Origin of the sequence: Chryseoglobus sp. 28M-23, assembly GCF_014789785.1 — a bacterium.
In the GTDB taxonomy this organism is placed as follows: domain Bacteria; phylum Actinomycetota; class Actinomycetes; order Actinomycetales; family Microbacteriaceae; genus Microcella; species Microcella indica.
Genome location: NZ_CP061846.1, coordinates 1,664,690 through 1,688,731 on the forward strand (window position 1 = coordinate 1,664,690; position 24,042 = coordinate 1,688,731).

Here is a 24,042-nt window from a genome sequence, read left to right on the forward strand (position 1 = left end):
CCTAAGTACTCCGGTACAACTGGTGCTTGGAGATGTACTGCACGACTCCATCAGGGACCAGATACCAGACGGGTGATCCCTCCTCGACGCGACGACGGCAATCCGTCGACGAGATCGAGAGGGCCGGCACTTCGAGCAAGCTTACGTCGCCCTCCGGCAATGCGCGAACGCTCAGCGGATGACCCGGCCGACTCACGGCGATGAAGTGGGCGAGCTCCCAGAGCTCGCGCGCATCCTTCCAATCCAAGATCTGCGCGATCGCGTCGGCGCCCGAGATGAAGAACAGCTCGGCGTCGGGGTGCTGATCGTGCAGGTCGCGCAGGGTGTCGATCGTGAACGTCGGGCCCGTGCGGTCGATGTCGACCCGGCTCACGCGGAAGCTCGGGTTCGCGGCCGTCGCGATGACCGTCATGAGGTAGCGGTGCTCGCTCGAGGTCGCATCCGGCTTCTGATACGGCTGACCGGTCGGCACGAACACGACCTCGTCGAGCTCGAAGTGATGGGCGACCTCGCTCGCGGCGACGAGGTGGCCGTGGTGGATCGGGTCGAACGTGCCGCCCATGACGCCGATGCGCGCGCGGCGCTTCGTGGTCGGGGTCACGGTGGCGGGGGCGGCGATGGCGGTCGCGTCGCGTGTCGAGAGGCTCGGAAGTCGGCCGGCTCAGTGCCCGGCGTCGTGCCCGCTCGTGGACGACCCGGTCTTGTTGCTGTGCCGGTTCGCGACGTCGCGGTAGGCGAAGGTGACGAGACCGAGCATGAGGAACACGAGAGCAGCGATGCCGCCCAGAACGGGCGCCGGCGCGATGAGCGGCGCGAGCTCGTGCTCGAGCTCTTCTGCGGCGGTGATCACACTGGCCAGTGTCGACAACATGACGGCTCCTGAATCGTTGAGGTTCGAGGCACCAATCTACCGTGTCCTAGCCGCGAACCTGCCCGGCGCCGCGCACGATCCACTTCGTGCTCGTCAGCTCGGGCAGGCCCATCGGCCCGCGCGCGTGCAGCTTCTGCGTCGAGATGCCCACCTCCGCGCCGAAGCCGAACTCGCCGCCGTCGCTGAACCGCGTCGACGCGTTCACCATGACGACCGCCGAATCGACTTCGGCGAGGAACCGTTCGGCGTTCGCCATGTCGGCCGTGACGATCGACTCCGTGTGCTGCGTCGAGAAGCGACGGATGTGCTCGAGCGCGCCATCCAGGTCGTCGACGACCGCGATCGACAGCTCGAGCGCCATGTGCTCGGTCGCGAAATCCTCCTCCGTGGCCGGCTCGAGGCTCGCCTCGATCGCGCGAGCGCGGTCATCGCCGCGGAGAACGACCCCGGATGCTCGCAACGACTCGATGATCGGCGGCAGCAGGCGCTCCGCGGCATCGCGGTGGACGATCACCGTCTCGACCGCGTTGCACACGCTCGGCCGCTGCACTTTCGCGTTGTGGACGATGTCCACCGCGGTCTGCGCGTCGGCGCTCGCGTCGAGGAAGACGTGCACGACCCCCGCGCCCGTCTCGATGACCGGCACCGTCGACTCGCGCACGACCGTCTGAATCAGGTCGGCGCTGCCGCGCGGGATGAGCACGTCGACGAAGCCGCGCGCGCGCATGAGCTGCTGAGCGCCCGCGCGACCGAACTCGTCGATCGTCTGCACGGCCTCCGCCGGCAGGCCGACGCTCTCCAGCGCGCTCTGCAGCAGGGCGACGAGCTCGCGGTTCGTGTGCTCGGCGGCGCTGCCGCCGCGCAGCACGACCGCGTTGCCGCTCTTGAGCGCGAGCGCGGCGATGTCGACCGTCACGTTCGGGCGCGCCTCGTAGATGGCCCCGACCACGCCGAACGGCACGCGCACCTGGCTCAACTGCAGGCCGTTCGGCAGGCGGGAGCCGCGCACGACGACGCCGACCGGGTCGGGCAGTGCGCGCACGTCGCGCACCGCCGCAGCGAGACCCGCCAGCCTGTCGGCGTCGAGCCGCAGGCGGTCCATGAGGCCCGTCGAGATGCCCTGCCCGCGGCCGCGCTCAAGGTCGCGCTCGTTGGCCGGCAGCACGCGGGCGGCGGCGCCGTCGAGAGCGTCGGCGATCGCTGTGAGCGCTGCATCCTTGCGCTCGGTCGTGAGCGTCGACAGGGCCCGGGATGCGGCGACGGAGGCGGCGAGCAGCGCCTCGAGAGCCGGGTCGACGGTGCGAGTGTCGGGCGCGAGGTCGGTCAACGTCATGCGGGCAATTCTACGGCGCGGCGCCGCACGCTCAGTCGGCGGACGTCGCCTCGAACCACGTGCCCACGTCGTCGCCGCGCAGGGCAGCATCCACCGCGGAGGTCGACGTCACGATCGCGGGCACGCCCTGCGCCGCAGCGAAGCGCGCCGCCCCGATCTTCGTGCCCGCTCCCCCCGTGCCGACGCCGGCGGCCCCGATGTCGCCGAGCTCCACGTGCGCGAGGTCGTCGCCCGCCGGCACGTGCGCGATGCGCTGCGCCCCCGGCTCGTGCGGCGGCTTCGTGTAGATCGCGTCGACGTCGCTCAGCAGCACGAGAAGGTCGGCGTGCACGAGCTCGCACACGAGCGCCGCCAGCCGGTCGTTGTCACCGAAGCGGATCTCCTGCGTCGCCACCGTGTCGTTCTCGTTGACGATCGGCAGAATCCGCAGGCTCAGCAGGCGCTCCATGGCGCGCTGGGCGTTGCTGCGCGGCGTCGCGTGCTCGAGGTCGCCCGCGGTGAGCAGCACCTGCCCGGCGACGATGCCGTAGCGGTCGAGGCTCTCCTGGTATCGAAAGATGAGCAGGTTCTGACCGACGGCCGCCGCGGCCTGCTGCGTGGCCAGATCGGTGGGCCGAGCATCCAGATTCAAATACGGGATGCCCGTCGCAATCGCCCCCGACGACACGAGCACGACCTCCACCCCGCGGGAGTGCGCCGCCGCGAGCGCGTCGACGAGCGGGCCGATCTGCGCCGTGTTCGCACCGCTGATCGAGGACGAGCCGACCTTGACCACGACCCGGCGGGCCTCCGTCACGATGCGGCGCGCGGCTGGGCTCATCGCTCGTCGTCCTCCTGGTGCTGGCCGTCGTTCTGCTGGTCGTTCTGCGTGTCTGACCGCTGCTCGTCGTCCTGGTGCCACAGGCCCGCCTCGCGCTCGCGCTCCAGCTCGGCGCGGGCCTCGGCCTTCGCGTCCATGCGCTCGAAGTAGTTCGCGCGGCGCTCCTCGCGCGTCAGACGCGCGTTGCCGTCCAGTCGCGGGTCGCTGCCGCGCGGCGCCGTCATGAGCTCGGCGGCGCTCGTGAGCGTCGGCTCCCAGTCGAACACGACGCCGTTCTCGCCGCCGATGACGACCGTCGCCCCCGCGATCGCGCCGGCCTGGAAGAGCTTGTCCTCCACGCCGAGCTTCGCCAGCCGGTCGGCGAGGTAGCCGACCGCCTCGTCGTTGCGGAAGTCGGTCTGGTGCACCCAGCGCTCCGGCTTCGCGCCGCGCACCCGGTAGACCGGGTCCTCAGCACTGCCCTCGACGGTCACCGTCACCTCGACCTCGTCGACCGCGCGCGGGCGCAGCACGATGCGCTCGCGCACCGTCGTGTCGGCAGCGCGCGCGGCACGGTCGGTCTCGACGAGCTCGGCGAGCGCGAACGTCAGCGGGCGCAGGCCCTCCCGGCTCACCGCGCTGATCTCGAAGACGCGGTAGCCGCGCTCCTCCAGCTCGGGGCGCACGAAGTCGGCCAGCTCGCGGGCCTCCGGCACGTCGATCTTGTTGAGGGCGACCAGCTGGGGGCGCTCGAGAAGCGGCGTCTGCCCCTCCGGCACCGGGTAGGCGGCGAGCTCGGCGAGGATCACGTCGAGGTCGCTCAGCGGGTCGCGGCCCGGCTCGAGCGTCGCGCAGTCCAGCACGTGCAGCAGGGCGCTGCACCGCTCGACATGGCGCAGGAACTCGAGCCCCAGGCCCTTGCCCTCGCTCGCGCCCTCGATGAGACCGGGCACGTCGGCGACCGTGAAGCGGGTCTCCCCCGACTCGACGACGCCGAGGTTCGGGTGCAGGGTCGTGAACGGGTAGTCGGCAATCTTCGGCTTCGCCGCCGAGATCGACGCGATGAGGCTCGACTTGCCCGCGCTGGGATACCCGACGAGCGCCACATCGGCGACCGTCTTGAGCTCGAGCAGCACGTCGCCCGTCCACCCGGGGGTGCCGAGCAGGGCGAAGCCTGGGGCCTTCCGCTTCGTCGTCGCGAGCGCCGCATTGCCGAGGCCGCCCTGGCCGCCGGGGCCGACGACGATGCGCATGCCCTCCGCCGTCAAGTCGACCAGCTCGGTGCCATCAGCGTCGCGCACGACCGTGCCGACGGGCACCGGCAGAACGAGGTCCTCACCCGAGAAGCCCGAGCGGTTGTCGCCCATGCCGGGGCCGCCGTTGTCGCTCGAGCGGTGCGGGCGCCGGTGGTACGGCAGCAGCGTGGTCTCCTGGCTCGACGCGACCAGGACGATGTCGCCGCCGTCACCGCCGTTGCCGCCGTCGGGGCCGGCAAGCGGCTTGAACTTCTCGCGGCGCACCGACACGCAGCCGTGTCCGCCGTGACCGGCGGTGAGGTGGAGGGTGACGCGGTCGACGAACGTCGCCATGAGCGCGAACCTCCTGAGGTTGGGTGCTCGATCCCCGTCTCAAGTGATCGGGGGTGCCGAGCGGAGTGGTGCTGCGGGGCCGGTACGGCCCCTAACGGAAGAATGGGCGGGCCGAAGCCCGCCCATCCTCACCGAAGCTGTGTGCTGCGTGTCGAACCTGAATCAGATCAGGCGCTCGCCACGATGTTGACGACCTTGCGGCGGCCCTTGGCGCCGAACTCGACGGCGCCTGCCTCGAGGGCGAACAGGGTGTCGTCACCGCCACGACCGACGCCGGCGCCGGGGTGGAAGTGCGTGCCGCGCTGGCGGACGATGATCTCGCCGGCCTTCACGACCTGGCCGCCGAAACGCTTCACACCCAGGTACTGGGGGTTCGAGTCGCGGCCGTTACGGGTGGACGATGCGCCCTTTTTGTGTGCCATGTCTTCTCGCGACCCTTCTTACTTGATGCCGGTGATCTTGACGCGGGTCAGGTCAGCGCGGAAACCCTGGCGCTTCTTGTACCCGGTCTTGTTCTTGAACTTCTGGATGACGATCTTCGGGCCGCGCAGGTCGCTGATGACCTCGGCCGTGACCGTGATCTTCGCGAGCTTCTTCGCGTCGGTCGTGACCGTGTCACCGTCGACGTGCAGGACCGGGGTCAGCTGGATCGTGCCGTCCTCGCCCGCCTTGACGCGGTCGAGCACGACGACCGTGCCCACCTCAACCTTTTCCTGCCGCCCACCGGCGCGCACAACTGCGTAGACCACTGTTTACCCTTAATTCTCGTCGAAGAGATGAAGCTGAAGAATGCGGTGACCCACGCGGGCTCAGCCCAGCGCACACCAGCGGTCAAGAATAGCCGACGCGAGGATGGGCGGTCAAACTGGCGGGCGTGCGCGGGGCGGTCACGCTGCGGGCAACGCGGGTGTGGTGGCGCTGCGGGGAGCGCGCGCGTGGTCGTTGCGTGCCCGCCTGCATCAGTCTCCTCCCCACCGGGACTCGAGCGAGGACTCTCCACTCTTCCCGCACTCGCGCCGAGAACGTCGGTGGTCGAATGTATGTTCGAATCACGAACCAGCACACAGTACCGCGGAGGGAGGCGACCATGACCATCACGACGATGCTCGCGCCGCCGATGCCCGCGGTGCCCGCCGCCGCGTTGCCGCGCCACCCCAGCCCGGGCGCGACGGACGACACCGTCAGTGAGGTGAGCGGCGTCGTCGAGGTGGCGGGCGCACTCACTGCCGCTCGGGATGCCCTTGCCGCCGTCCCCCGCGCGGTGCAGGTCTTTCGCGCTCTGGACGACGCCGAGCTTCTCGACCTCACCCGCCTCGCGGCCGACGAGGTGCGCCTGGCGCAACTGCACGTCTCGCTCCTCGCCGGAGAGATCGCCCGACGCTCCGCACCCGAGCTCGGCCACGCAGGTCTCGCGCAGCGCACTGGGCACCGCACGCCCGAGGAGATGGTGCGCGTCACGACCGGCACCCGCGTCGCCGATGCCCGCACCGCCGTCCGCGTCGGCACGACGGTCGGCGCCGAAACGCCCACACCGCTGGGCGACGCCGTCTTGTCAGGTCGCGTCAGTGTCGCCGTCGCCGACGCCGTACGCACCGGCCTCGGCCGGCCGACCAGCACGATGAGCGAGACCGATCTCGACGCGGCCGCCGAACGACTCCTCCCCCGACTGGACGGGCTCGACGCCGACCGCGCCGCACGCGAGGCACGCACCGTGCGCGACGCACTCGACCTCGACGGCATCGCCGACCGCGAAGAAGCACGCCGACAGCAGCGCTCCTTCCGACTCGGCCGCCGACCCGACGGCATGGGCTACGCCCACTGGATCCTCGACCCCGAAACCTTCGCCCTCGTCAGCGACGTCTACGACCGCATCACCTCACCCCGGCGCCGCGAACCCCGCTTCACCAGCGACGAGGAACGGGCAGCCGAGGCACACGAGGCAGTCCTCGACGACTGCGACCACCCAGCCGTCGACGACGACCGCACCCCCCAGCAGCGCGCCAGCGACACCATCGCCGAACTCCTGCGCCAGGGCGCCGCCGCCGACACCAGCCAACTCCTCGGCGACGAACCGGTCGGGGTGCGCATGATCGTCACCGCCCGCACCCTCGAGAAGCGCCGCGGCCAAGGCTGGATCGAAGGCCACCCCGACGCCATCTCCGTCGCCACCATCGAGCGCCACGCCTGCACCGCCGGCACCATCACCCTCACCGTCGACGGACACCCCGACAACGCCGGCCAACCCCTCAACCTCGGCCGCGAACGCCGCCTGTTCACCCGCGCACAACGCCTCGCCCTCGCCGCCCGCGACGGCGGCTGCCGCTGGCCCGGCTGCGAACGCCCACCCTCCTGGTGCGAAGCCCACCACATCCACCACTGGCACCGCGACCACGGCAACACCGACATCGCCGACGGAATCCTCTTGTGCCGCCACCACCACCTCCTCGCCCACAACAACGGGTGGGAAATCCAACGCGCCGGCCCCAGCTATCGCCTGATCCCACCGCCGGGCCCACCCCCATCACGGCACGGTGCCCAGGCGAATGCCCGGCTCGGCACCCATCGCGGAGACCGGCCCGCTGAGCCGATCGACATGCCCAGCCGCAGCCCCGCACTGCAGGACGCCCTCAGCGCTTCAGCACCGGCGCGCGCATAAACTCGGTCGCACTATGGCTGTGCTCATCGACGACCCCATCTGGCCCGCCCACGGGCGGCTCTGGGGGCACCTCGTGAGCGACACATCCCTCGACGAGCTGCACGCGTTCGCGCGCGACGCCGGCATACCCAAGCGCGGGTTCGACCACGACCACTACGACTACCCCGACGAACGCCGCGACGCCCTCATCGCCCAAGGTGCTGTGCCCGTCACCGGCAAAGAGCTCGTCGCCCGCCTCACCGCCTCCGGACTGCGGGTGAGCCAGCGCCAGAAACGCGGGCTCTGAGGCCTCACGCCTACCAGACGGGCGCGAAGCCCTCGAGGCTGCGCACGAGCGCACCCGTCTCGATGTCGATGATCTGCAGGGTGATCGACGTCGAGCGCGGATTGACCCGGCGACCGTCGGGCTCGGCGTCCTCGACCGACGGCGTCACCTCGATCGCCACGTACTGGTCGTTGGGCGACACCGACAGTGCGCCGATGCTGCCACGGTCGTCAATCGTGCGTGCCAGCTGCCGCGACTCCCCCGAACCGTCGTCGACGACGACAACGATCGCGAACGACCCACCGGACGCGTCGGGCACGGCCACCTTCTGCACCCAGCGCTCATCGCTCAGCAGCACCGTCTCACCGCCGAACACGACCTCGCCCTCGAACAGGGACGGATTCAGGCGTGTCTCCTCACCTGACTCGAGGTCGAGGAAGAGGCCGCCGAACGAGTCCGAGCCGCTCACGCGCGTGCCGTCCGTGGAGAGGTTCCACACCGTCGGCAGCTGGTCCACGGGCAGCACCAGCTCGGGCGCGAGCAGGTCGATGCGCAGGAGCGACTGATCGAGGGCGTGCACGAGCAGGCTCGATCCGCCGGGCAGGAATGCCGCGTCGAGCGCTCGCACCGGCTCGCCGTCGAGACCCTCCAGCAGCCTCACCTCCCGATCCCCCGCCAGATCGACGTAGGCGAGCGCACTCGAGAACTGCGGCGTGCCCTCCTCGACGACCTCGGTGAGCACGAGCCCGACCAGCGTGCCCGCCTGCGGGGCGATGATGCGATCGACTCGGGCCCCCTCGGGCAGGCGCACGGTCTCCGCATCACCCGACTCGGTCAGCACCGACTCGAGAACGCTCGCGCCTGTACCCGGGGCGGAGGCGTCCGAGGCCGCGTCGGACGAACCGGTCCCGCCCGCCCCGGCATCGCGCGCGACGACGAGCACGCCCTCGACCGGCGCGAAAGCCTGGATGCCCGGCGCAGCGTGCACGACCTCGCCGCGACCCGTGCCGCTCACCTCGGCGCGCAGAATCTCGTCCTGCGTCTCTCCGCGGTCCAGGTACAGCACGCTCGCGCCCGCGGTCTCGAAAGCGTGCGAGAACGTCGACACAGCATCGCGGCTGCGCGCCGCGACGTCGCTCACCGTGACCGTGTACTCGGTGTCGTAGCGCAGGCGCTCGTCGAACTGCACGACCAGCAGGTCGTCCTGCACCGTGACCGTCACGTCGGTCTGCGGCGAGACCGCCACCTGCGAGGCATCGACGTCGCGCAGCGGCTGATTGGCGAACATGCGCAGCTGCTGACCGGACTGCTCCGTCGCCCGCTGCGGGTCGACCTGCGCGGTCGTGAGCTTCGGGCCCTGCAGCGCACCCAGCAGGAGAAACACCGCGGCAACCGCTCCGAGCACACCGGAGACGATCCAGAACGTGCGCTGGAAGCGCTGCAGCTCGCGCTGCTCACGCAGCCGACGGCCCGCCTCGGCCGCGCGGCGCGTACCCTCGCCCTCCGGGTGCACGCCGCCGTGCCGCGTCGATTCGCCCTGCGCGCCGGGGTGGCGCGGTTCGCCTTGCCCGTCGGGGTGGCGCGGCTCGCCCTGCTCAGAAGAGGTAGGGCTCACGCGGCTGCTCCACAGGGTCGACGGTGTCGGGGATCACGGCCACCGGCTGCAGGCTGCTCGAGCTCGGATTGCTCGCGAACTCCCCCGAGACGCTCACCCAGCTGTCTGGCTCGAACGTCGCAGCCCAGTCGGGCAGGTGCACGGGCACCCCGAGCGGCTGGGCGTCCACCGCACAGCAGGTCACGACGAAGCGCGAGACGTAGAACACGTTCTCGGGGTCGTCCTCGTCGGCGATGACGAAACCGACGAGGTCGGTGACGGGCTTGTCGGCGAAGAACGACAGGTCGCTCGTCTGCCGCAGAATGGCGGCCCACTCCCGCACCGTGAATCGTGCGATCGACGCCTCATCGGCGGTCGCGGCCGCCGCGAGGCTCTCCTCGTCGCCCCCCGCGGTCGCGTTCATCTCCCGCTGGTCGGCCGTCGCCGTGCTGAGCGACGCCGGCGGCACGAGCACCATGCCGAGCGTGAAGAGCCCCGCGACGGCGGCCGCGGTGAGCCCGAGCGCGCGCTGCGAGCGGCGCGGTGGCGGAGCATCCTCGTCATCGTGATCGCGCCGCCCGACGACGGAGGCGACGGCGAGGACGACCGCGATGATCGACATCGTCACCGTGAAGACGTTGTACCGCGGGTGGATGTAGAGAGCCAGCTGGCCGGTGACCGCGAGCCACAGGGTGATCGCGGCCATCGTGCCGATGATCGCAACCCCGCGCCAGCGCTGCACGCTACGCCACATAGTTCACCACCAGACCGAGCCCCGCACTCATGAGCGCCACGATCGTCGTCAGCTGCACGAGCGTGCGCGTGGAGTACGTGGTGCGCATGAGGGCGAGCATCTTGATGTCGACGATGGGCCCGAAGACGAGGAACGCGACGATCGAGCCGGGCAGGAACGTGGAGGCGAACGGCAGGATGAAGAACGAGTCGACGTTGGCGCAGATGGAGATGACGAAGGCGAGCACCATCATCGCGAGCACGCTCAGCAGCGGGTCGCTGCCGAGGGAGACGAGCACCTCGCGGGGCACGAGCACCTGGATGCCGCCAGCGACGAGGGAGCCGATCACGAGGGCCGGCATGAGGATGCTCGACTCGCGCACGAACAGGTCGAGAGTCTGATCACGCCGACTATGGGTGTGGCCGTGGCCGTCGTCGAGCCGGCATTGCTCAGCGAAGCGGCCGCTCAGCAGGGAGTGCGGGTCGGGGTGCTTGCTGAACAGCCAGCCGAGCACGTTCGCGATGAGGAAGCCGCCGAGGAGGCGCGCGACGAGGATGCCGTCGTCGAAGCCGAACGCCTGGTGCGTGGTGATGATCGTCACCGGGTTGAGGATGGGGGCGGCGACGAGGAACGTCATCGACTCGGGGATCGTGAAACCGCGCCGCACGAGTCCGCGCGCGAGCGGCACGTTGCCGCACTCGCACACGGGCAGGAACATGCCGAAGAGCGAGATGACGGCCCGGCGCCCCCACGGGTTGCGGGGCAGGATGCGCAGCAGCCAGGCTTCCGGAATCCACACCTGCACGAGGATCGACAGGGCGATGCCGAGCACGATGAACGGCAGCGACTCCACGACGACGCTCGTGGAGAGCGTCAGCAGATCCTGCACCGGGTTCGGCAGGCCCCACGGGCCTGCCTCGGCGGTGAGGGAGCGCAGCGCGACCATGGTGACGAGCACGCCGACCCCGCCGACGAGCCACAGGTAGTGCGCGGGCCGACGTCGCGGCCCCGCCATGGCGTGGTCGTGGCCCGCGTGGTCACGGCCCGCGCGGTCGGACCCGCCGCCGTCGTGCGGGCCCGGCGCGCGCGCAGAGTCGAGGGAGGGTGAGCTCACGCGGTCATCCTAGGAGACTGCTGAACAAGGGGTCTTGACCGTGGTCGGCTGGGCCGTGTCGGTTCTCTGGGCGGGCGTCGGTGGCTCGGTTCTTGGTCTGCCGTGCCAATAGTTGTCTGCCCGGAAGGCGGCGTTGCGGCACTGTTGGCGGGGGTTCCGCCGAGCTGCGACCGTGATTGGGCGCACTGGCTGGCTCTATCCGAGCGCCCAGTTCCCGTTGTGGAAGGTGAGGCCGAGGTTGAGAAGTCGTTTGAGGTTGATTCCGGCGGCGCGGGTGACCCACCAGGCGTTGTTCTTCGCGACGCCACGGAACGGCACGCGTCTGGCGTCGCGGGTGAGCCACGCGATTGAGCGTTCGACCATTGGCCGGTGTTGCCGGTAATCGGCTTGGAAGCCAGGATCCGCGGCTCGGGCCCGGTGTTCGCGTTTGATCCGGTCATGCGCAGTCACGGTCATCTTCCGTCCTCGCGCCGCCGTGGTGCATCGAAGCTTCAACGGACAGGAGGAGCAGACGCTGCCGAAGGTCACTGTTCCCTTGGCGGCGATCGGTCGGGTGACTCCGGCCGGGCAGGTCATCGTTCCCGCGGTGTCATCGACGGTGAAGTCATCGATGGTGAACCCGTCAGGAACCGCCCGGGCCAGCGGCATCGGCTTGATAATCGCGGTGTGACCGGCGGTTCCGATCTGGTCGAGCAGCTCACCGCTGCCGTAGGCCGAATCGGCCAGCACGTCGACCGGTTCCTCGCCGATGCTGGTATCGGCGGTGAGCAGCTCCGCCCCGCGGGCCGCGTCGCTGTTCGCCGCCCCGGACGCCTTCGTGAGGGCGGCAGCGGTGACCAGACCGGTGTCCGGCTCGATCACAACGTGGGCTTTGAAGCCGTCCTGCTTCTTCTCCCGCGACTTGTGCGCATGCCGGGTGTCCGGATCAACGGTTGAGATCATCCGCTCCGGGGCGACCTTCCGGGCGATCCGCCACCGCCCATCGGTGCCATCGGAATCCTCCGCCGGCTCAACGTCCTGCCCTGCGACCAGTGCCAGCAACGCCACCGTTTCCTGCTGCTTCTCGCTCAGTTCGACACCGTCGAGCTCCGCCAGCAGCGTCAACGCGTCGTTCACCAACGCTGAGACGAGCAGATCGCGGGCGGCCGGGTCATCCCAGGCAATGTCCGGCTTCCCAGGCGTGGAGTAGTCATGCCCGGGCAGGCCCGCGATGAGCTCCGCCGTTGCGGGGACCTCCCGCCCGACTCGGCGGATCTGCGCGATCAGCTGGGTCACCGTGTCCTGCCGGGCAACCGCATCGTCGAGGATCGTGGAATCGATCGCCCGTCGCCGTCGACCGGTCAACGCCCCCGACTGAGCGATGACCTCGGCCACGGCATCGAAGATGCGATGCGGCCGCTCACTGCCAGCCAGACGGCGCCGCCAATACGTCAACACCGACGGGTGGAACGCTGTCTGGGCCACCGCGAACCCACAGGCCGCTTTCCAGCGCAGATCAAACGTGACCGCCTCCGCAGTCTCCCGATCGGAGAGGTTATGAATCGTCTGCAACACCAACACCGACGCGATCACATCCGCCGGGATCGAGGGACGACCCCGCCCGGACGGGAACAGATCCGCGAACGCGTCATCCGGGAACAGTTGCCTCCGGTGAGCGGCCAGGAACGCGAACACCGACCCCCGCGGGAGCAAATGACCCGCCCAGGACTGAACATCCAACAGTTGACGCTGACCATCGTCACTACCCTGCATGAACCAAGTCTTAACCCGCAGCCCGGACCAGTCCGCAGGCGCGCCTTAAACCCCCGAATTGTTCAGCGGTCTCCTAGGAGACTGCTGAACAAGGGGTCTTGACCGTGGTCGGCTGGGCCGTGTCGGTTCTCTGGGCGGGCGTCGGTGGCTCGGTTCTTGGTCTGCCGTGCCAATAGTTGTCTGCCCGGAAGGCGGCGTTGCGGCACTGTTGGCGGGGGTTCCGCCGAGCTGCGACCGTGATTGGGCGCACTGGCTGGCTCTATCCGAGCGCCCAGTTCCCGTTGTGGAAGGTGAGGCCGAGGTTGAGAAGTCGTTTGAGGTTGATTCCGGCGGCGCGGGTGACCCACCAGGCGTTGTTCTTCGCGACGCCACGGAACGGCACGCGTCTGGCGTCGCGGGTGAGCCACGCGATTGAGCGTTCGACCATTGGCCGGTGTTGCCGGTAATCGGCTTGGAAGCCAGGATCCGCGGCTCGGGCCCGGTGTTCGCGTTTGATCCGGTCATGCGCAGTCACGGTCATCTTCCGTCCTCGCGCCGCCGTGGTGCATCGAAGCTTCAACGGACAGGAGGAGCAGACGCTGCCGAAGGTCACTGTTCCCTTGGCGGCGATCGGTCGGGTGACTCCGGCCGGGCAGGTCATCGTTCCCGCGGTGTCATCGACGGTGAAGTCATCGATGGTGAACCCGTCAGGAACCGCCCGGGCCAGCGGCATCGGCTTGATAATCGCGGTGTGACCGGCGGTTCCGATCTGGTCGAGCAGCTCACCGCTGCCGTAGGCCGAATCGGCCAGCACGTCGACCGGTTCCTCGCCGATGCTGGTATCGGCGGTGAGCAGCTCCGCCCCGCGGGCCGCGTCGCTGTTCGCCGCCCCGGACGCCTTCGTGAGGGCGGCAGCGGTGACCAGACCGGTGTCCGGCTCGATCACAACGTGGGCTTTGAAGCCGTCCTGCTTCTTCTCCCGCGACTTGTGCGCATGCCGGGTGTCCGGATCAACGGTTGAGATCATCCGCTCCGGGGCGACCTTCCGGGCGATCCGCCACCGCCCATCGGTGCCATCGGAATCCTCCGCCGGCTCAACGTCCTGCCCTGCGACCAGTGCCAGCAACGCCACCGTTTCCTGCTGCTTCTCGCTCAGTTCGACACCGTCGAGCTCCGCCAGCAGCGTCAACGCGTCGTTCACCAACGCTGAGACGAGCAGATCGCGGGCGGCCGGGTCATCCCAGGCAATGTCCGGCTTCCCAGGCGTGGAGTAGTCATGCCCGGGCAGGCCCGCGATGAGCTCCGCCGTTGCGGGGACCTCCCGCCCGACTCGGCGGATCTGCGCGATCAGCTGGGTCACCGTGTCCTGCCGGGCAACCGCATCGTCGAGGATCGTGGAATCGATCGCCCGTCGCCGTCGACCGGTCAACGCCCCCGACTGAGCGATGACCTCGGCCACGGCATCGAAGATGCGATGCGGCCGCTCACTGCCAGCCAGACGGCGCCGCCAATACGTCAACACCGACGGGTGGAACGCTGTCTGGGCCACCGCGAACCCACAGGCCGCTTTCCAGCGCAGATCAAACGTGACCGCCTCCGCAGTCTCCCGATCGGAGAGGTTATGAATCGTCTGCAACACCAACACCGACGCGATCACATCCGCCGGGATCGAGGGACGACCCCGCCCGGACGGGAACAGATCCGCGAACGCGTCATCCGGGAACAGTTGCCTCCGGTGAGCGGCCAGGAACGCGAACACCGACCCCCGCGGGAGCAAATGACCCGCCCAGGACTGAACATCCAACAGTTGACGCTGACCATCGTCACTACCCTGCATGAACCAAGTCTTAACCCGCAGCCCGGACCAGTCCGCAGGCGCGCCTTAAACCCCCGAATTGTTCAGCGGTCTCCTAGGCGCGCTCGATCAGTGCATCCTCGACCACTACGAGCCGGATGCTGCGCCGTCGCCGCCGGAGCGCTCCGCCTCGCTCGTGCCCGCCGTGATGGTGCCCGTCGTGGCGCGACGCGAGCCGCGCTTGCGGGTGCCGGGTGCGGGCGGCTCGGGAAGCGACTCGAGCACCGAGCCGAGCAGCTGCTGGGCGGCGTCCGGGTCGATCGCGGGGCGCGCACGCTCGGGCTTCTTCGTGAGCGGGATGTCGAGGATCGCCGCGGCCTCCTCGACCGCCGCCGGGCTCGGCTCGACGACGCCGGACTCGGTGACGCCGGACTCGGACGCAGCCGACCCACCGGCGCCGGACGAGATCGGCTTGACGACACCGGTCTTCTCGGCCGCACCCGTTGCGGGCGCGTCGTGGTGCACCGTCTTCGCCGCGATCGCCGCGAGCGCCTTGCTGACGTCGTCGGTGATCGCGTGCGTGCCGTTGCCGTTGCCCGACTTCTGCTGCGAGCCGGAGGACCCGCCGCGACCGCCGGAGGACCCGGAGCCACCACGACCGCCACCGCTGCCCCCGCGCCGACGACTGTCGCCGCCACCGCCGCCGTCGTTGCCGCGGTGCTTGACCACGGGGTCGTGATGCAGGATGAGGCCACGGCCGGCGCACACGTCGCAGTTCTCGCTGAAGGTCTCCAGCAGGCCGAGGCCGAGTCGCTTGCGCGTCATCTGCACGAGGCCGAGGCTCGTGACCTCCGCCACCTGGTGCTTGGTGCGGTCGCGGCTCAAGCACTCCACGAGGCGCCGCAGCACGAGGTCGCGGTTCGACTCCAGCACCATGTCGATGAAGTCGACGACGATGATGCCGCCGATGTCGCGCAGCCGCAGCTGGCGCACGATCTCCTCGGCCGCCTCGAGGTTGTTCTTCGTGACGGTCTCCTCGAGGTTGCCGCCGGAGCCGACGAACTTGCCCGTGTTGACGTCGACGACCGTCATCGCCTCCGTGCGGTCGATGACGAGCGAGCCGCCGGAGGGCAGCCACACCTTGCGCTCGAGAGCCTTCTCGATCTGCTCGTTGATGCGGTGCTCGTCGAACGGGTCGACGTCGCCGTCGTGCTTCTGCACGCGGTCGAGGAGGTCGGGGGCGACGGAGCTGAGGTAGCCGGTGATCGTGGAGTGGGCATCCTCACCGTGGATGATCATGGCGCGGAAGTCCTCGTTGAAGACGTCGCGCACGATCTTGACGAGGAGGTCGGGCTCGCTGTGCAGCATCGCGGGCGCTTGCGCCTTCTCGACCTGCTTGCTGATCTCGCTCCACTGCTTCGTGAGGCGCTCGACGTCGAGCGTGAGCTGCTCCTCGGTCGCGCCTTCGGCCGCCGTGCGCACGATGACGCCGACGTTCTCGGGCAGAACCTCCTTGAGGATCTTCTTGAGGCGTGCGCGCTCGGTGTCGGGCAGCTTGCGGCTGATGCCGCTCATGGAGCCGTTGGGCACGTAGACGAGGTAGCGGCCTGGCAGGCTCACCTGGCTCGTGAGCCGGGCACCCTTGTGGCCGATCGGGTCTTTCGTGACCTGCACGAGCACCTTGTCGCCCGGCTTGAGGGCGAGCTCGATGCGGCGCGGCTGGTTCTTCTCGCCGGCCTCGGCAGCGGCATCCCAGTCGACCTCGCCGGAGTACAGCACCGCGTTGCGACCGCGACCGATGTCGACGAAGGCGGCCTCCATGCTCGGCAGCACGTTCTGCACCTTGCCGAGGTAGACGTTGCCGATGATGCTCGACTCGCTCGAGCGGGCGACGTAGTGCTCGACGAGCACCTCGTCCTCGAGCACGCCGATCTGAATGCGGTTGTCCTTGGAGCGCACGACCATGACGCGGTCGACGCTCTCGCGGCGCGCGAGAAACTCGGCCTCGGTGACGACCGCACGGCGGCGGCCGGCGTCGCGACCGTCGCGGCGGCGCTGCTTCTTGGCCTCGAGGCGCGTCGAGCCCTTGATGCGCTGCGGCTCGGTGATCGGCTCGGGCTGCCGGCGCTGGCGGCTGCGCGAGGACCCTCCGTCACGGCCGCCGTCACGGCCGCTGTCCTCGCGGGCGTCGTCGCGCGAGTCGTCGCGCTGGCCGTCGGCGTCTCCGGATGCTCCGCCTCGACCACGGCGCGAGCGCGAGCGCCGGCGGCTCGAGCCGGAGGGCTCGTCGCTCTCGGGCTCCTCGTCGCGCCCGCGCCCGCCGCGCAACGGCGCGACGGCCTCGGGCGGCGGCGCGAAGAACAGCAGCGACGTCGTCGACTCGGGCTTGAGCTCGGGGAATGCGCCGCCCGCACCCTCGGCCTTCGCGGCATCCGCCTGCACGTCATCCTGCGCGGCGTCAGCCTTCGCAGCGTCGTCCTTCGTGGCATCGGCCTTCTGTGCAGGAGCCTTCTTCGCGGGAGCCTTGCGGGCCGGCTTCGCCTTCGCCGGCGCCTCAGCGACCGGCGACTCAGCGGGCGCCTCGGCAGGCTTCTCGGCCGGCGCCTCGGCGACGGCCTCCGGCTCGGGCGTCGGCAGCACGTCGGGGCGGCTCGCGCTGCCCGCGTGCTCCGCCGCCTTCTTCGGGGCTCGGCCGCCGAACAGTCCGGTGCGCTTCTTGGGGGTCTTCTTCGGTGTCTCGTCACTCACCATCGCTGGTGCACTCCTCGCCCGAGGGGGCCGCGCCCCGCCCGGGTACTCTCTCCGCCGCACTCGGCCGGTCAGGGCCTGCGCGGAACTCTCTAAAATTGTGGTGAGCGGGCGCTCCCCGTTCTCGTCGGGTCGAGCGCTGGCTCCGTGCACTGTCACTGCACTCTCACGCGAAACTGGCTATTCGCTTCCGACCGCGGTATCGGTACCGCGGCACTGGTCCGGTCATGCCCGGAAAGCTCTGTTGTGGGTCACCGCGAGCGCGGCTGGCGGCGACTGTGACCGATTATCGCATGCGCGGGCCGCTGTCGGGACTTCCGACCCGGTTGCGGGCCTCGTGACGTCGGCGATAATCGTCCGGTGAGCATCCCGACTGCGACGACCACCGACCACGACCGGCGCCCCATCGGCTTCGGCATCTTCCTCATCGTGACCGGCGCGGTCGCCTGGTACGCGGCCATGCAGCTCATCACGGAGCGCGTCGCGCTGCTCATCGACCCCAGCCACGTGCTCAACTGCGACGTCAACCCGCTCGTGTCGTGCGGCACCGTCATGGCGTCGCCCGAGGCCTCGCTCTTCGGGTTCCCCAACCCGCTCCTCGGGGTGGCCGGGCTCGTCGCGCCCATCGCGGTCGGTGTCGCCCTGCTCGCGAGAGCCCGCTTCGCCCGCTGGTTCTGGGCGCTGTTCCTGGGCGGCGTGACGCTCGCCTGGGTGTTCGTGATGTGGCTCTTCGGCGAAGCCGTCTACGACATCGGCGCGCTGTGCCCGTGGTGCATGCTCGTATGGCTCATGGTCATCCCGATGTTCTGGTGGTTGCTGACCTGGACCCTCTCCACGGGCGTGCTCGCGCGCGAGGGCGGCGCGGTGCAGCGCGTGGCGGCGGCCGTGTGGCCCTTCACCTGGACGATCGTGTTCGTCAACCTCGCGGGCATCGCGCTCGCGATCCTCGTGCAGTTCCCGACGCTCATCCCCAGCCTGCTGGGCTGAGGCGCGGCGCTCCCGCTAGCGGCGACAGGCCGCCACTCAGTCGAACCAGAGGGCCAGTTCGCGCTGCGCGGTCTCGACCGAGTCGGAGCCGTGCACGAGGTTCTGCTGCACGGCGAGACCCCAGTCACGGCCGAGGTCTCCCCGGATCGTGCCGGGAGCGGCCGTGGTCGGGTCGGTCGTGCCCGCGAGCGAGCGGAAGCCCTCGATCACGCGGTTGCCGGCGAGTCGGATAGCGACGACCGGGCCGGACTCCATGAACTCCAGCAGCGGCGCGTAGAACGGCTTGCCCTCGTGCTCGGCGTAGTGCTGCGAGAGCAGCTCGCGGTCGGGCTGCACGAGCTTGAGGTCGACGAGCTGGTAGCCCTTCGCCTCGATGCGGGCGAGGATCTCGCCCGTCAGGTTGCGCGCGACGCCGTCGGGCTTGATGAGGACGAGGGTCTCTTCCACGGTCGTGGTCATGTCAGTCTCCAGAGGAATTCGGTGTCGGATGATCGTTGGTCGGGGTGTCGGAGGCTCGGCGACCTCGGACGGTGCGTCAGGCCTGCGCCGCCCGCTTGGCGGCGTCGAGCTGGCCACCGCGCACGACGGCGTAGATCCAGAATCCCACGAAGATCGCCGCCGTCACGGCCGCGAGCACCTCGATGAACCCGGTGGCGAGCAGGAGCGCCTGCAGCACGCCCGTGAACCAGAGGCCCCAGCGGTAGCGGGCGACGCGCACGCCGACGATGAGCAGCACGAGGAGCGCGGCGCCGCCGCCGAAGACGCTCGCGGCTGGGAGGACGCCCAGCCCGTTGATGGCGAGCATGCCGAAGACGACGACGATGATCTCCATGCCGAGCGTGATGACGAGCAGCGACTCGGTCGCGCTGCGCTCGCGTCGCGGGCGAGGCGCTGGCGTGGTGGTCTCCGTCACGATTCCCCATCCTCCTGGGCGCTCATGAGCATCGCCTGACCGACGAGTGAGATCGAGCCGGTCACGAGCACGGCGTCGCCTGGACCCGCCTCGTCGCGCGCCTCGGCGAGCGCCACGGCGAGCTCGGGCTCGATGCGCACCCGGTCGGGGCCCGCCACGGCCGTGGCGATCTCGGCGAGCACCTCGACGTCGAGCGCCCGCTCGGAGTCGGAGCGCGTCACGACGAACCGTGTGACGACGGGGTCGAGCGCCTCGATGATGCCGCGGGCGTCCTTGTCGTCGAGCACCCCGACGATCGCCGTGATCGAGTCGAAGGCGAACGACCCGAGGAGGGTCGTGGCGAGCGCGCGCGCTCCGTGCGGGTTGTGGGCCGCGTCGACGATGACGCTCGGCTCGGTCGCGAGCACCTGCAGTCGGCCGGGGCTCGTCACGGCGGCGAGACCCTGGGCGAGCACGTCGTCGGCGAGGGGCTGCGTGCCGTCGCCCAGGAACGACTCGACGGCGGCGATCGCCACGACGGCGTTCTGCGCCTGATGCTCGCCGAAGAGGGGCAGCGCGAGATCGCGGTACTCCCCCGCTCGGCCCCGCACGTCGATGACCTGCCCGCCGACCGCGAGCCGGGCATCCAGGAGGGCGAAATCGACACCCTCGCACTGCACGGCCGCCTCGTCGTGCTCGGCCGCACGCACGAGCTCGTCCATCGCCTCCGTCTGCTGGAGCGCCGTCACGACGACCGCGGCGGGCTTGATGATGCCCGCCTTCGTGCGCGCGATCTCGCCGATCGTGCGCCCGAGCCGCGCCTGGTGGTCGAGCGCGATGGGCGTGAAGACGGCCACGTCGCCGTCGGCGACGTTCGTCGAATCCCACTCGCCGCCCATGCCGACCTCGAGCACGACGACGTCGACGGGAGCGTCGGCGAAGGAGGCGAAGGCGAGGAGGGTGAGCGCCTCGAAGTAGGTGAGCGGCTCCTCGCCGTTGGCGGTGAGCTCGGCGTCGACCATGAGCACGTATGGCGCGATGTCGGCCCAGTTGTCGGCGAGAGCCCGGTCGCTGATCGGCTGCCCGTCGATCATGATGCGCTCGTTGACGCGCACGAGGTGCGGGCTCGTCAGCAGGCCGGTTCGCAGGCCGTACGCGCGCAGGATGCTCTCCGCGATGCGGCTCGTCGTGGTCTTGCCGTTCGTGCCCGTGACGTGGATGATCGCGTAGCTGCGCTGCGGGTCGCCGAGCAGCTCGGCCGCGCGCCGGGTGGGCTCCAGGCGGGGCCGGGGCGCAGCCTCGCCGATGCGCGAGAGCAGCTCTTCGTAGACCTTCTCGGCGTCCGCGCGGTCGATCGCCTGCTGCTCGGCGCTCATGCGCGCACCACCGAGATCGTCACGGATGCCCCCTCGCCCACCGCGATCGCGGTGCCCTCGACAGCCTCCCCGACCTCGAGGGAGGTCGCAAGCACCTCGCCGCTGATGAGCGCGCGGTGGGTCTCGATCGCAGCGCGCGTCTCGGCCGACTCCGACCCGAGGCTCAGCGCGATGCGGTCGCTCACGTCGAGCCCCGCGTCCTTGCGCGCCTGCTGCACGGCGCGCACGACATCGCGCGCGAGCCCCTCGGCGGCGAGCTCGGGCGTCACGGCCGTATCGAGCAGCACGAAGCCGCTGCCCGGCAGGAACGCGACGGCCGCGGTGGGGTCGGCCAGCTCGAGCTCGAGCGTGAACTCGCCCGGCTGGAGCGCGATGCCGCCGACGACGACGCCGTCGCCCTCGACCGCCCAGTCGCCGGCCTTCGCGGCGCCGATGACCTGCTGCACCTGCTTGCCGATGCGCGGCCCGGCCGCGCGCGCGTTGACCGCGAGTCGCCGGCTGATGCCGTAGCTCTCGGCGAGCGAGTCGTCGAACTCGACGAGCTCGACGCTCTTGACGTTGAGCTCGTCTCGGACGATATCGCTGAAGTCGGCGAGCGCCGCCGCTGCCGGGGTGACGACCGTGAGGCGCTCCAGGGGCAGGCGCACGCGCAGGCCCTGGGCCTTGCGCAGCGCGAGTCCGCTGCTCGCGATCGCCCGCACTCGGTCCATCGCCGCGACGAGCGACTCGTCGGCCGGGAAGTCGTCGGCGTCGGGCCAGTCGGTCAGGTGCACGCTCTCCCCGCCGGTGAGGCCGCGCCACACTTCTTCGGTCACGAGCGGCGCGAGCGGCGCGGCGACGCGCGCGAGCGTCTCGAGCACCGTGTACAGGGTGTCGATCGCGTCGCGGTCGTCCCCGGCCCAGAACCGCTCGCGACTGCGGCGCACGTACCAGTTGGTGAGCACGTCGGCGAAGTCGCGCACGGCGGCTGCGGCGAGCGGGCTGTCGAGCGCGTCGAGCTCACGCGTGACGGTCGTGACGAGGTCGCGCGTCTTGGCGAGCAGGTAGCGGTCGAGCACGTGGGCCGAGTCGGTGCGCCAGCGGGCATCCTCGATCTCCCCGGCGTTCGCGTAGAGGCCGAAGAAGTAGTAGGTGCTCCACAGCGGCAGCAGGAACTGCCGCACGCCCTCGCGGATGCCCTCCTCGGTGACGACGAGGTTGCCGCCGCGGATCACCGAGCTCGACATGAGGAACCAGCGCATCGCGTCGGCCCCGTCGCGCTCGAAGACCTCACCCACGTCGGGGTAGTTCTGCAGGCTCTTCGACATCTTCTGGCCGTCGTTGCCGAGCACGATGCCGTGGCTGATGACGCTGCTGAATGCGGGGCGGTCGAACAGCGCCGTCGCGAGCACGTGCATCGTGTAGAACCAGCCACGGGTCTGCCCGATGTACTCGACGATGAAGTCGGCAGGGTTGTGACTGTCGAACCACTCCGCGTTGGTGAACGGGTAGTGCACTTGCGCGAACGGCATCGAGCCCGAGTCGAACCACACGTCGAAGACGTCCTCGATGCGCCGCATGGTGGAGGCGCCGCTCGGGTCGTCGGGGTTGGGGCGCGTCAGCGAGTCGATGTAGGGGCGGTGCAGATCGACCTGGCCTTCCGCGTTGCGCGGCAGCTCGCCGAAGTCGGCCTCGAGCTCGGCGAGCGAGCCGTACACGTCGACGCGCGGGTGGTTCGGGTCGTCGCTCTTCCACACCGGGATGGGGCTGCCCCAGTAGCGGTTGCGGCTGATCGACCAGTCGCGTGCTCCCTCGAGCCACTTGCCGAACTGCCCGTGCTTGACGTTCTCGGGCACCCACGTGATCTGCTCGTTGAGCTCGATCGCGCGGTCGCGGATCTCGGTGACCTTGACGAACCAGCTCGAGACGGCCTTGTAGATGAGCGGGTTGCGGCACCGCCAGCAGTGCGGGTAGCTGTGCTCGTAGCTGCGCTGCTGGAACAGGCGCCCCGCCTCCCGCAGCAGTGCCGTGAGCGGCTTGTTCGCGTCGAAGACCTGCAGTCCCGCGACATCCGGCACGCTCGTCAGGAACCGGCCGCCGTCGTCGACGGAGATGATGATGGGGATGCCCGCTGCCGCGCACGTCGCCTGGTCGTCCTCGCCGTAGGCGGGCGCCTGGTGCACGATGCCCGTGCCCTCCCCCGTGGCCACGTAGTCGGCGACGAGGATCTGCCAGGCGTGCTGCGTGCCCCACTGCTCGGCGTCGGCGTAGTAGTCCCACAGGCGGTCGTACTGCACGCCGCCGAGCTCGGCACCCGAGACGGTGCGAGTGACGGCGGCCTGCGCCTCCGCCGCGTCGGCGTAGCCGAGCTCCTTGACGTAGGCGGGGATCGTGTCGGCGGCGAGGAGGAAGGTGCGGGCATCCGGCTCATCGCCGCCGCGCGGGATGACCGCGTATGCGATCTCGGGGCCGACGGCGAGCGCGAGATTCGTCGGCAGGGTCCACGGGGTCGTCGTCCAGGCGAGCGCCTCGACGCCCGTGAGGCCCAGCGCCTCGGCCTTCTCCCCGACGAGGGGGAAGGTCACCGTCACCGACTGGTCCTGGCGCATCTGGTAGACGTCGTCGTCCATGCGCAGCTCGTGGTTCGACAGCGGCGTCTCGTCGCGCCAGCAGTAGGGCAGCACGCGGTAGCCCTCGTAGGCGAGCCCCTTGCCGTGCAGGGTCTTGAAGGCCCACAGCACGCTCTCCATGAACGTGATGTCGAGCGTTTTGTAGTCGTTGTCGAAGTCGACCCAGCGCGCCTGCCGCGTGACGTAGTTCTGCCACTCGTCGGTGTAGCGCAGCACGCTCTCGCGGGCCTTGCCGTTGAAGGCCTCGATGCCCATCTCTTCGATCTGCGACTTCTCGGTGATGCCGAGCTGCTTCATCGCCTCGAGCTCGGCGGGCAGACCGTGGGTGTCCCACCCGAAGCGGCGGTGCACCTGCTTGCCGCGCATCGTCTGGAACCGCGGGAAGACGTCTTTCGCGTACCCCGTCAGCAGGTGGCCGTAGTGCGGCAGGCCGTTGGCGAACGGCGGGCCGTCGTAGAAGACCCATTCGTCGCAGCCGTCGCGCTGGGCGATCGAGCGGCGGAACGTGTCGTGCGTGGCCCAGTACTCGAGCACCTCGTGCTCGAGCGCGGGAAAGCTCGGGGAGGCGACGACGCTGTTCTCGTCGCGGTGCAGGGGGTAGCCCATGGTGTCTCCGGTCGTGTCGCGTGCACACTCACCGCGAGGACGACAGAGCCCGATGGGTCTGCCGCGGTACCACCCCGCTTGCCCTCGTCACCTCGGTCTCGCACGTGCGGTACCGGATGCTCGGGCCCCTCATCTGCGGCTGTGACGGGCCTGCCCCGCTCGGGTCTAGTACCCCACCTGCGGTGAGGATTCTTCCGAGGACTCCCCGGTGATGGCCGGATCGCAGTCGATGCCTCCATGGTAGGGCACCGGCGACGTGCGGAAACCGAACGCCCTCGCTCGGGTGGCGAGCATCGTCACGCTGCCGTCACGCTCCCGTCACGCACGGGGGCGCACTCTGAAGG

Annotated in this window: 20 protein-coding genes; 3 read left to right on the forward strand and 17 right to left on the reverse strand. The window is 70.0% G+C overall.

The features are described 5' to 3' along the window. Position 1 precedes the first annotated feature (1 nt). The 7 genes from nadD to rplU form a co-directional block, all read right to left on the reverse strand. Positions 2-562 (reverse strand): nicotinate-nucleotide adenylyltransferase, encoded by a 561-nt coding sequence (gene nadD / locus IE160_RS08185; RefSeq protein ID WP_502708749.1) that lies wholly within the window; start codon positions 560-562, stop codon positions 2-4. A 99-nt stretch (positions 563-661) separates the two neighbouring features. Beyond that, entirely contained in the window at positions 662-850 is a 189-nt protein-coding gene (locus tag IE160_RS08190; protein ID WP_224744413.1) for a hypothetical protein, read from the reverse strand. A gap of 67 nt (positions 851-917) precedes the next feature. Then, positions 918-2,204: a glutamate-5-semialdehyde dehydrogenase gene (locus IE160_RS08195; protein ID WP_191150762.1), complete on the reverse strand. Its 1,287-nt coding sequence runs from the start codon at positions 2,202-2,204 to the stop codon at positions 918-920. Positions 2,205-2,235: 31 nt separating this feature from the next. Then, the gene (gene proB, locus IE160_RS08200; RefSeq protein WP_179872165.1) at positions 2,236-3,024 is read right to left on the reverse strand and encodes a glutamate 5-kinase; all 789 of its coding nucleotides are present in this window, start codon (positions 3,022-3,024) and stop codon (positions 2,236-2,238) included. Then, a complete protein-coding gene (gene obgE / locus IE160_RS08205) occupies positions 3,021-4,592 on the reverse strand; it encodes a GTPase ObgE (RefSeq protein WP_191150763.1) in 1,572 nt (523 codons plus the stop codon). Before obgE ends, proB begins: the two co-directional genes overlap by 4 nt. A gap of 167 nt (positions 4,593-4,759) precedes the next feature. Further along, on the reverse strand, positions 4,760-5,014 hold the full coding sequence (gene rpmA, locus IE160_RS08210) for a 50S ribosomal protein L27 (RefSeq protein ID WP_152582660.1): 255 nt from the start codon (positions 5,012-5,014) through the stop codon (positions 4,760-4,762). An 18-nt stretch (positions 5,015-5,032) separates the two neighbouring features. Next, a complete protein-coding gene (rplU, locus tag IE160_RS08215) occupies positions 5,033-5,341 on the reverse strand; it encodes a 50S ribosomal protein L21 (protein ID WP_179872167.1) in 309 nt (102 codons plus the stop codon). 338 nt (positions 5,342-5,679) lie between these two features. Here rplU and IE160_RS08220 point away from each other — a divergent pair, with 338 nt between their 5' ends. Next, positions 5,680-7,248 (forward strand): HNH endonuclease signature motif containing protein, encoded by a 1,569-nt coding sequence (locus tag IE160_RS08220; protein WP_191150764.1) that lies wholly within the window; start codon positions 5,680-5,682, stop codon positions 7,246-7,248. Positions 7,249-7,261: 13 nt separating this feature from the next. Beyond that, positions 7,262-7,534: a DUF4031 domain-containing protein gene (locus tag IE160_RS08225; RefSeq protein WP_191150765.1), complete on the forward strand. Its 273-nt coding sequence runs from the start codon at positions 7,262-7,264 to the stop codon at positions 7,532-7,534. Between the two features lie 10 nt (positions 7,535-7,544). On the opposite strand, the gene IE160_RS08230 is transcribed toward IE160_RS08225, so the two are convergent. The 6 genes from IE160_RS08230 to IE160_RS08255 form a co-directional block, all read right to left on the reverse strand. Further along, positions 7,545-9,128 (reverse strand): WD40 repeat domain-containing protein, encoded by a 1,584-nt coding sequence (locus IE160_RS08230; protein WP_191150766.1) that lies wholly within the window; start codon positions 9,126-9,128, stop codon positions 7,545-7,547. Continuing rightward, a complete protein-coding gene (locus IE160_RS08235; RefSeq protein WP_224744414.1) occupies positions 9,109-9,849 on the reverse strand; it encodes a TIGR03943 family putative permease subunit in 741 nt (246 codons plus the stop codon). Before IE160_RS08235 ends, IE160_RS08230 begins: the two co-directional genes overlap by 20 nt. Before the next feature lies 1 nt (position 9,850). Continuing rightward, the gene (locus tag IE160_RS08240; protein WP_224744415.1) at positions 9,851-10,954 is read right to left on the reverse strand and encodes a permease; all 1,104 of its coding nucleotides are present in this window, start codon (positions 10,952-10,954) and stop codon (positions 9,851-9,853) included. Positions 10,955-11,149: 195 nt separating this feature from the next. Beyond that, positions 11,150-12,706, reverse strand: a complete 1,557-nt coding sequence (locus tag IE160_RS08245) for an IS1182 family transposase (protein WP_179871905.1) — start codon at positions 12,704-12,706, stop codon at positions 11,150-11,152. A 259-nt stretch (positions 12,707-12,965) separates the two neighbouring features. Continuing rightward, positions 12,966-14,522 carry an IS1182 family transposase gene (locus tag IE160_RS08250; protein WP_179871905.1) on the reverse strand — a complete coding sequence of 519 codons (1,557 nt, stop codon included), beginning with the start codon at positions 14,520-14,522 and terminating at the stop codon, positions 12,966-12,968. A 105-nt stretch (positions 14,523-14,627) separates the two neighbouring features. Further along, positions 14,628-17,231, reverse strand: a complete 2,604-nt coding sequence (locus IE160_RS08255; protein WP_191150768.1) for an Rne/Rng family ribonuclease — start codon at positions 17,229-17,231, stop codon at positions 14,628-14,630. Between the two features lie 357 nt (positions 17,232-17,588). Between IE160_RS08255 and IE160_RS08260 the strand changes: the two genes are divergently transcribed. Next, positions 17,589-18,215: a vitamin K epoxide reductase family protein gene (locus tag IE160_RS08260; protein WP_224744416.1), complete on the forward strand. Its 627-nt coding sequence runs from the start codon at positions 17,589-17,591 to the stop codon at positions 18,213-18,215. A 36-nt stretch (positions 18,216-18,251) separates the two neighbouring features. Here the strand turns inward: IE160_RS08260 and ndk are convergent, their stop codons facing one another. From ndk to ileS, 4 genes are all read right to left on the reverse strand, one after another. Beyond that, complete coding sequence (gene ndk, locus IE160_RS08265; protein WP_152582666.1) at positions 18,252-18,674, reverse strand: nucleoside-diphosphate kinase; 423 nt, start codon at positions 18,672-18,674, stop codon at positions 18,252-18,254. 76 nt (positions 18,675-18,750) lie between these two features. Beyond that, entirely contained in the window at positions 18,751-19,128 is a 378-nt protein-coding gene (locus tag IE160_RS08270; protein ID WP_191150769.1) for a DUF4233 domain-containing protein, read from the reverse strand. Further along, positions 19,125-20,483: a bifunctional folylpolyglutamate synthase/dihydrofolate synthase gene (locus tag IE160_RS08275; protein ID WP_191150770.1), complete on the reverse strand. Its 1,359-nt coding sequence runs from the start codon at positions 20,481-20,483 to the stop codon at positions 19,125-19,127. Before IE160_RS08275 ends, IE160_RS08270 begins: the two co-directional genes overlap by 4 nt. After that, on the reverse strand, positions 20,480-23,698 hold the full coding sequence (gene ileS / locus IE160_RS08280; RefSeq protein ID WP_191150771.1) for an isoleucine--tRNA ligase: 3,219 nt from the start codon (positions 23,696-23,698) through the stop codon (positions 20,480-20,482). The genes IE160_RS08275 and ileS overlap by 4 nt, the downstream gene beginning before the upstream one ends. Between the last annotated feature and the right edge of the window lie 344 nt (positions 23,699-24,042).

Bases quoted from the DNA above. Each gene is read 5' to 3' on its own strand.
- IE160_RS08225 (WP_191150765.1), top strand. From the start codon at position 7,262: ATGGCTGTGCTCATCGACGACCCCATCTGGCCCGCCCACGGGCGGCTC.
- nadD (WP_502708749.1), bottom strand. From the start codon at position 562: ATGGGCGGCACGTTCGACCCGATCCACCACGGCCACCTCGTCGCCGCG.
- IE160_RS08195 (WP_191150762.1), bottom strand. From the start codon at position 2,204: ATGACGTTGACCGACCTCGCGCCCGACACTCGCACCGTCGACCCGGCT.
- ndk (WP_152582666.1), bottom strand. From the start codon at position 18,674: ATGACCACGACCGTGGAAGAGACCCTCGTCCTCATCAAGCCCGACGGC.
- IE160_RS08275 (WP_191150770.1), bottom strand. From the start codon at position 20,483: ATGAGCGCCGAGCAGCAGGCGATCGACCGCGCGGACGCCGAGAAGGTC.
- proB (WP_179872165.1), bottom strand. From the start codon at position 3,024: ATGAGCCCAGCCGCGCGCCGCATCGTGACGGAGGCCCGCCGGGTCGTG.
- IE160_RS08255 (WP_191150768.1), bottom strand. From the start codon at position 17,231: ATGGTGAGTGACGAGACACCGAAGAAGACCCCCAAGAAGCGCACCGGA.
- obgE (WP_191150763.1), bottom strand. From the start codon at position 4,592: ATGGCGACGTTCGTCGACCGCGTCACCCTCCACCTCACCGCCGGTCAC.
- ileS (WP_191150771.1), bottom strand. From the start codon at position 23,698: ATGGGCTACCCCCTGCACCGCGACGAGAACAGCGTCGTCGCCTCCCCG.
- rpmA (WP_152582660.1), bottom strand. From the start codon at position 5,014: ATGGCACACAAAAAGGGCGCATCGTCCACCCGTAACGGCCGCGACTCG.
- IE160_RS08250 (WP_179871905.1), bottom strand. From the start codon at position 14,522: ATGCAGGGTAGTGACGATGGTCAGCGTCAACTGTTGGATGTTCAGTCC.
- IE160_RS08220 (WP_191150764.1), top strand. From the start codon at position 5,680: ATGACCATCACGACGATGCTCGCGCCGCCGATGCCCGCGGTGCCCGCC.
- IE160_RS08245 (WP_179871905.1), bottom strand. From the start codon at position 12,706: ATGCAGGGTAGTGACGATGGTCAGCGTCAACTGTTGGATGTTCAGTCC.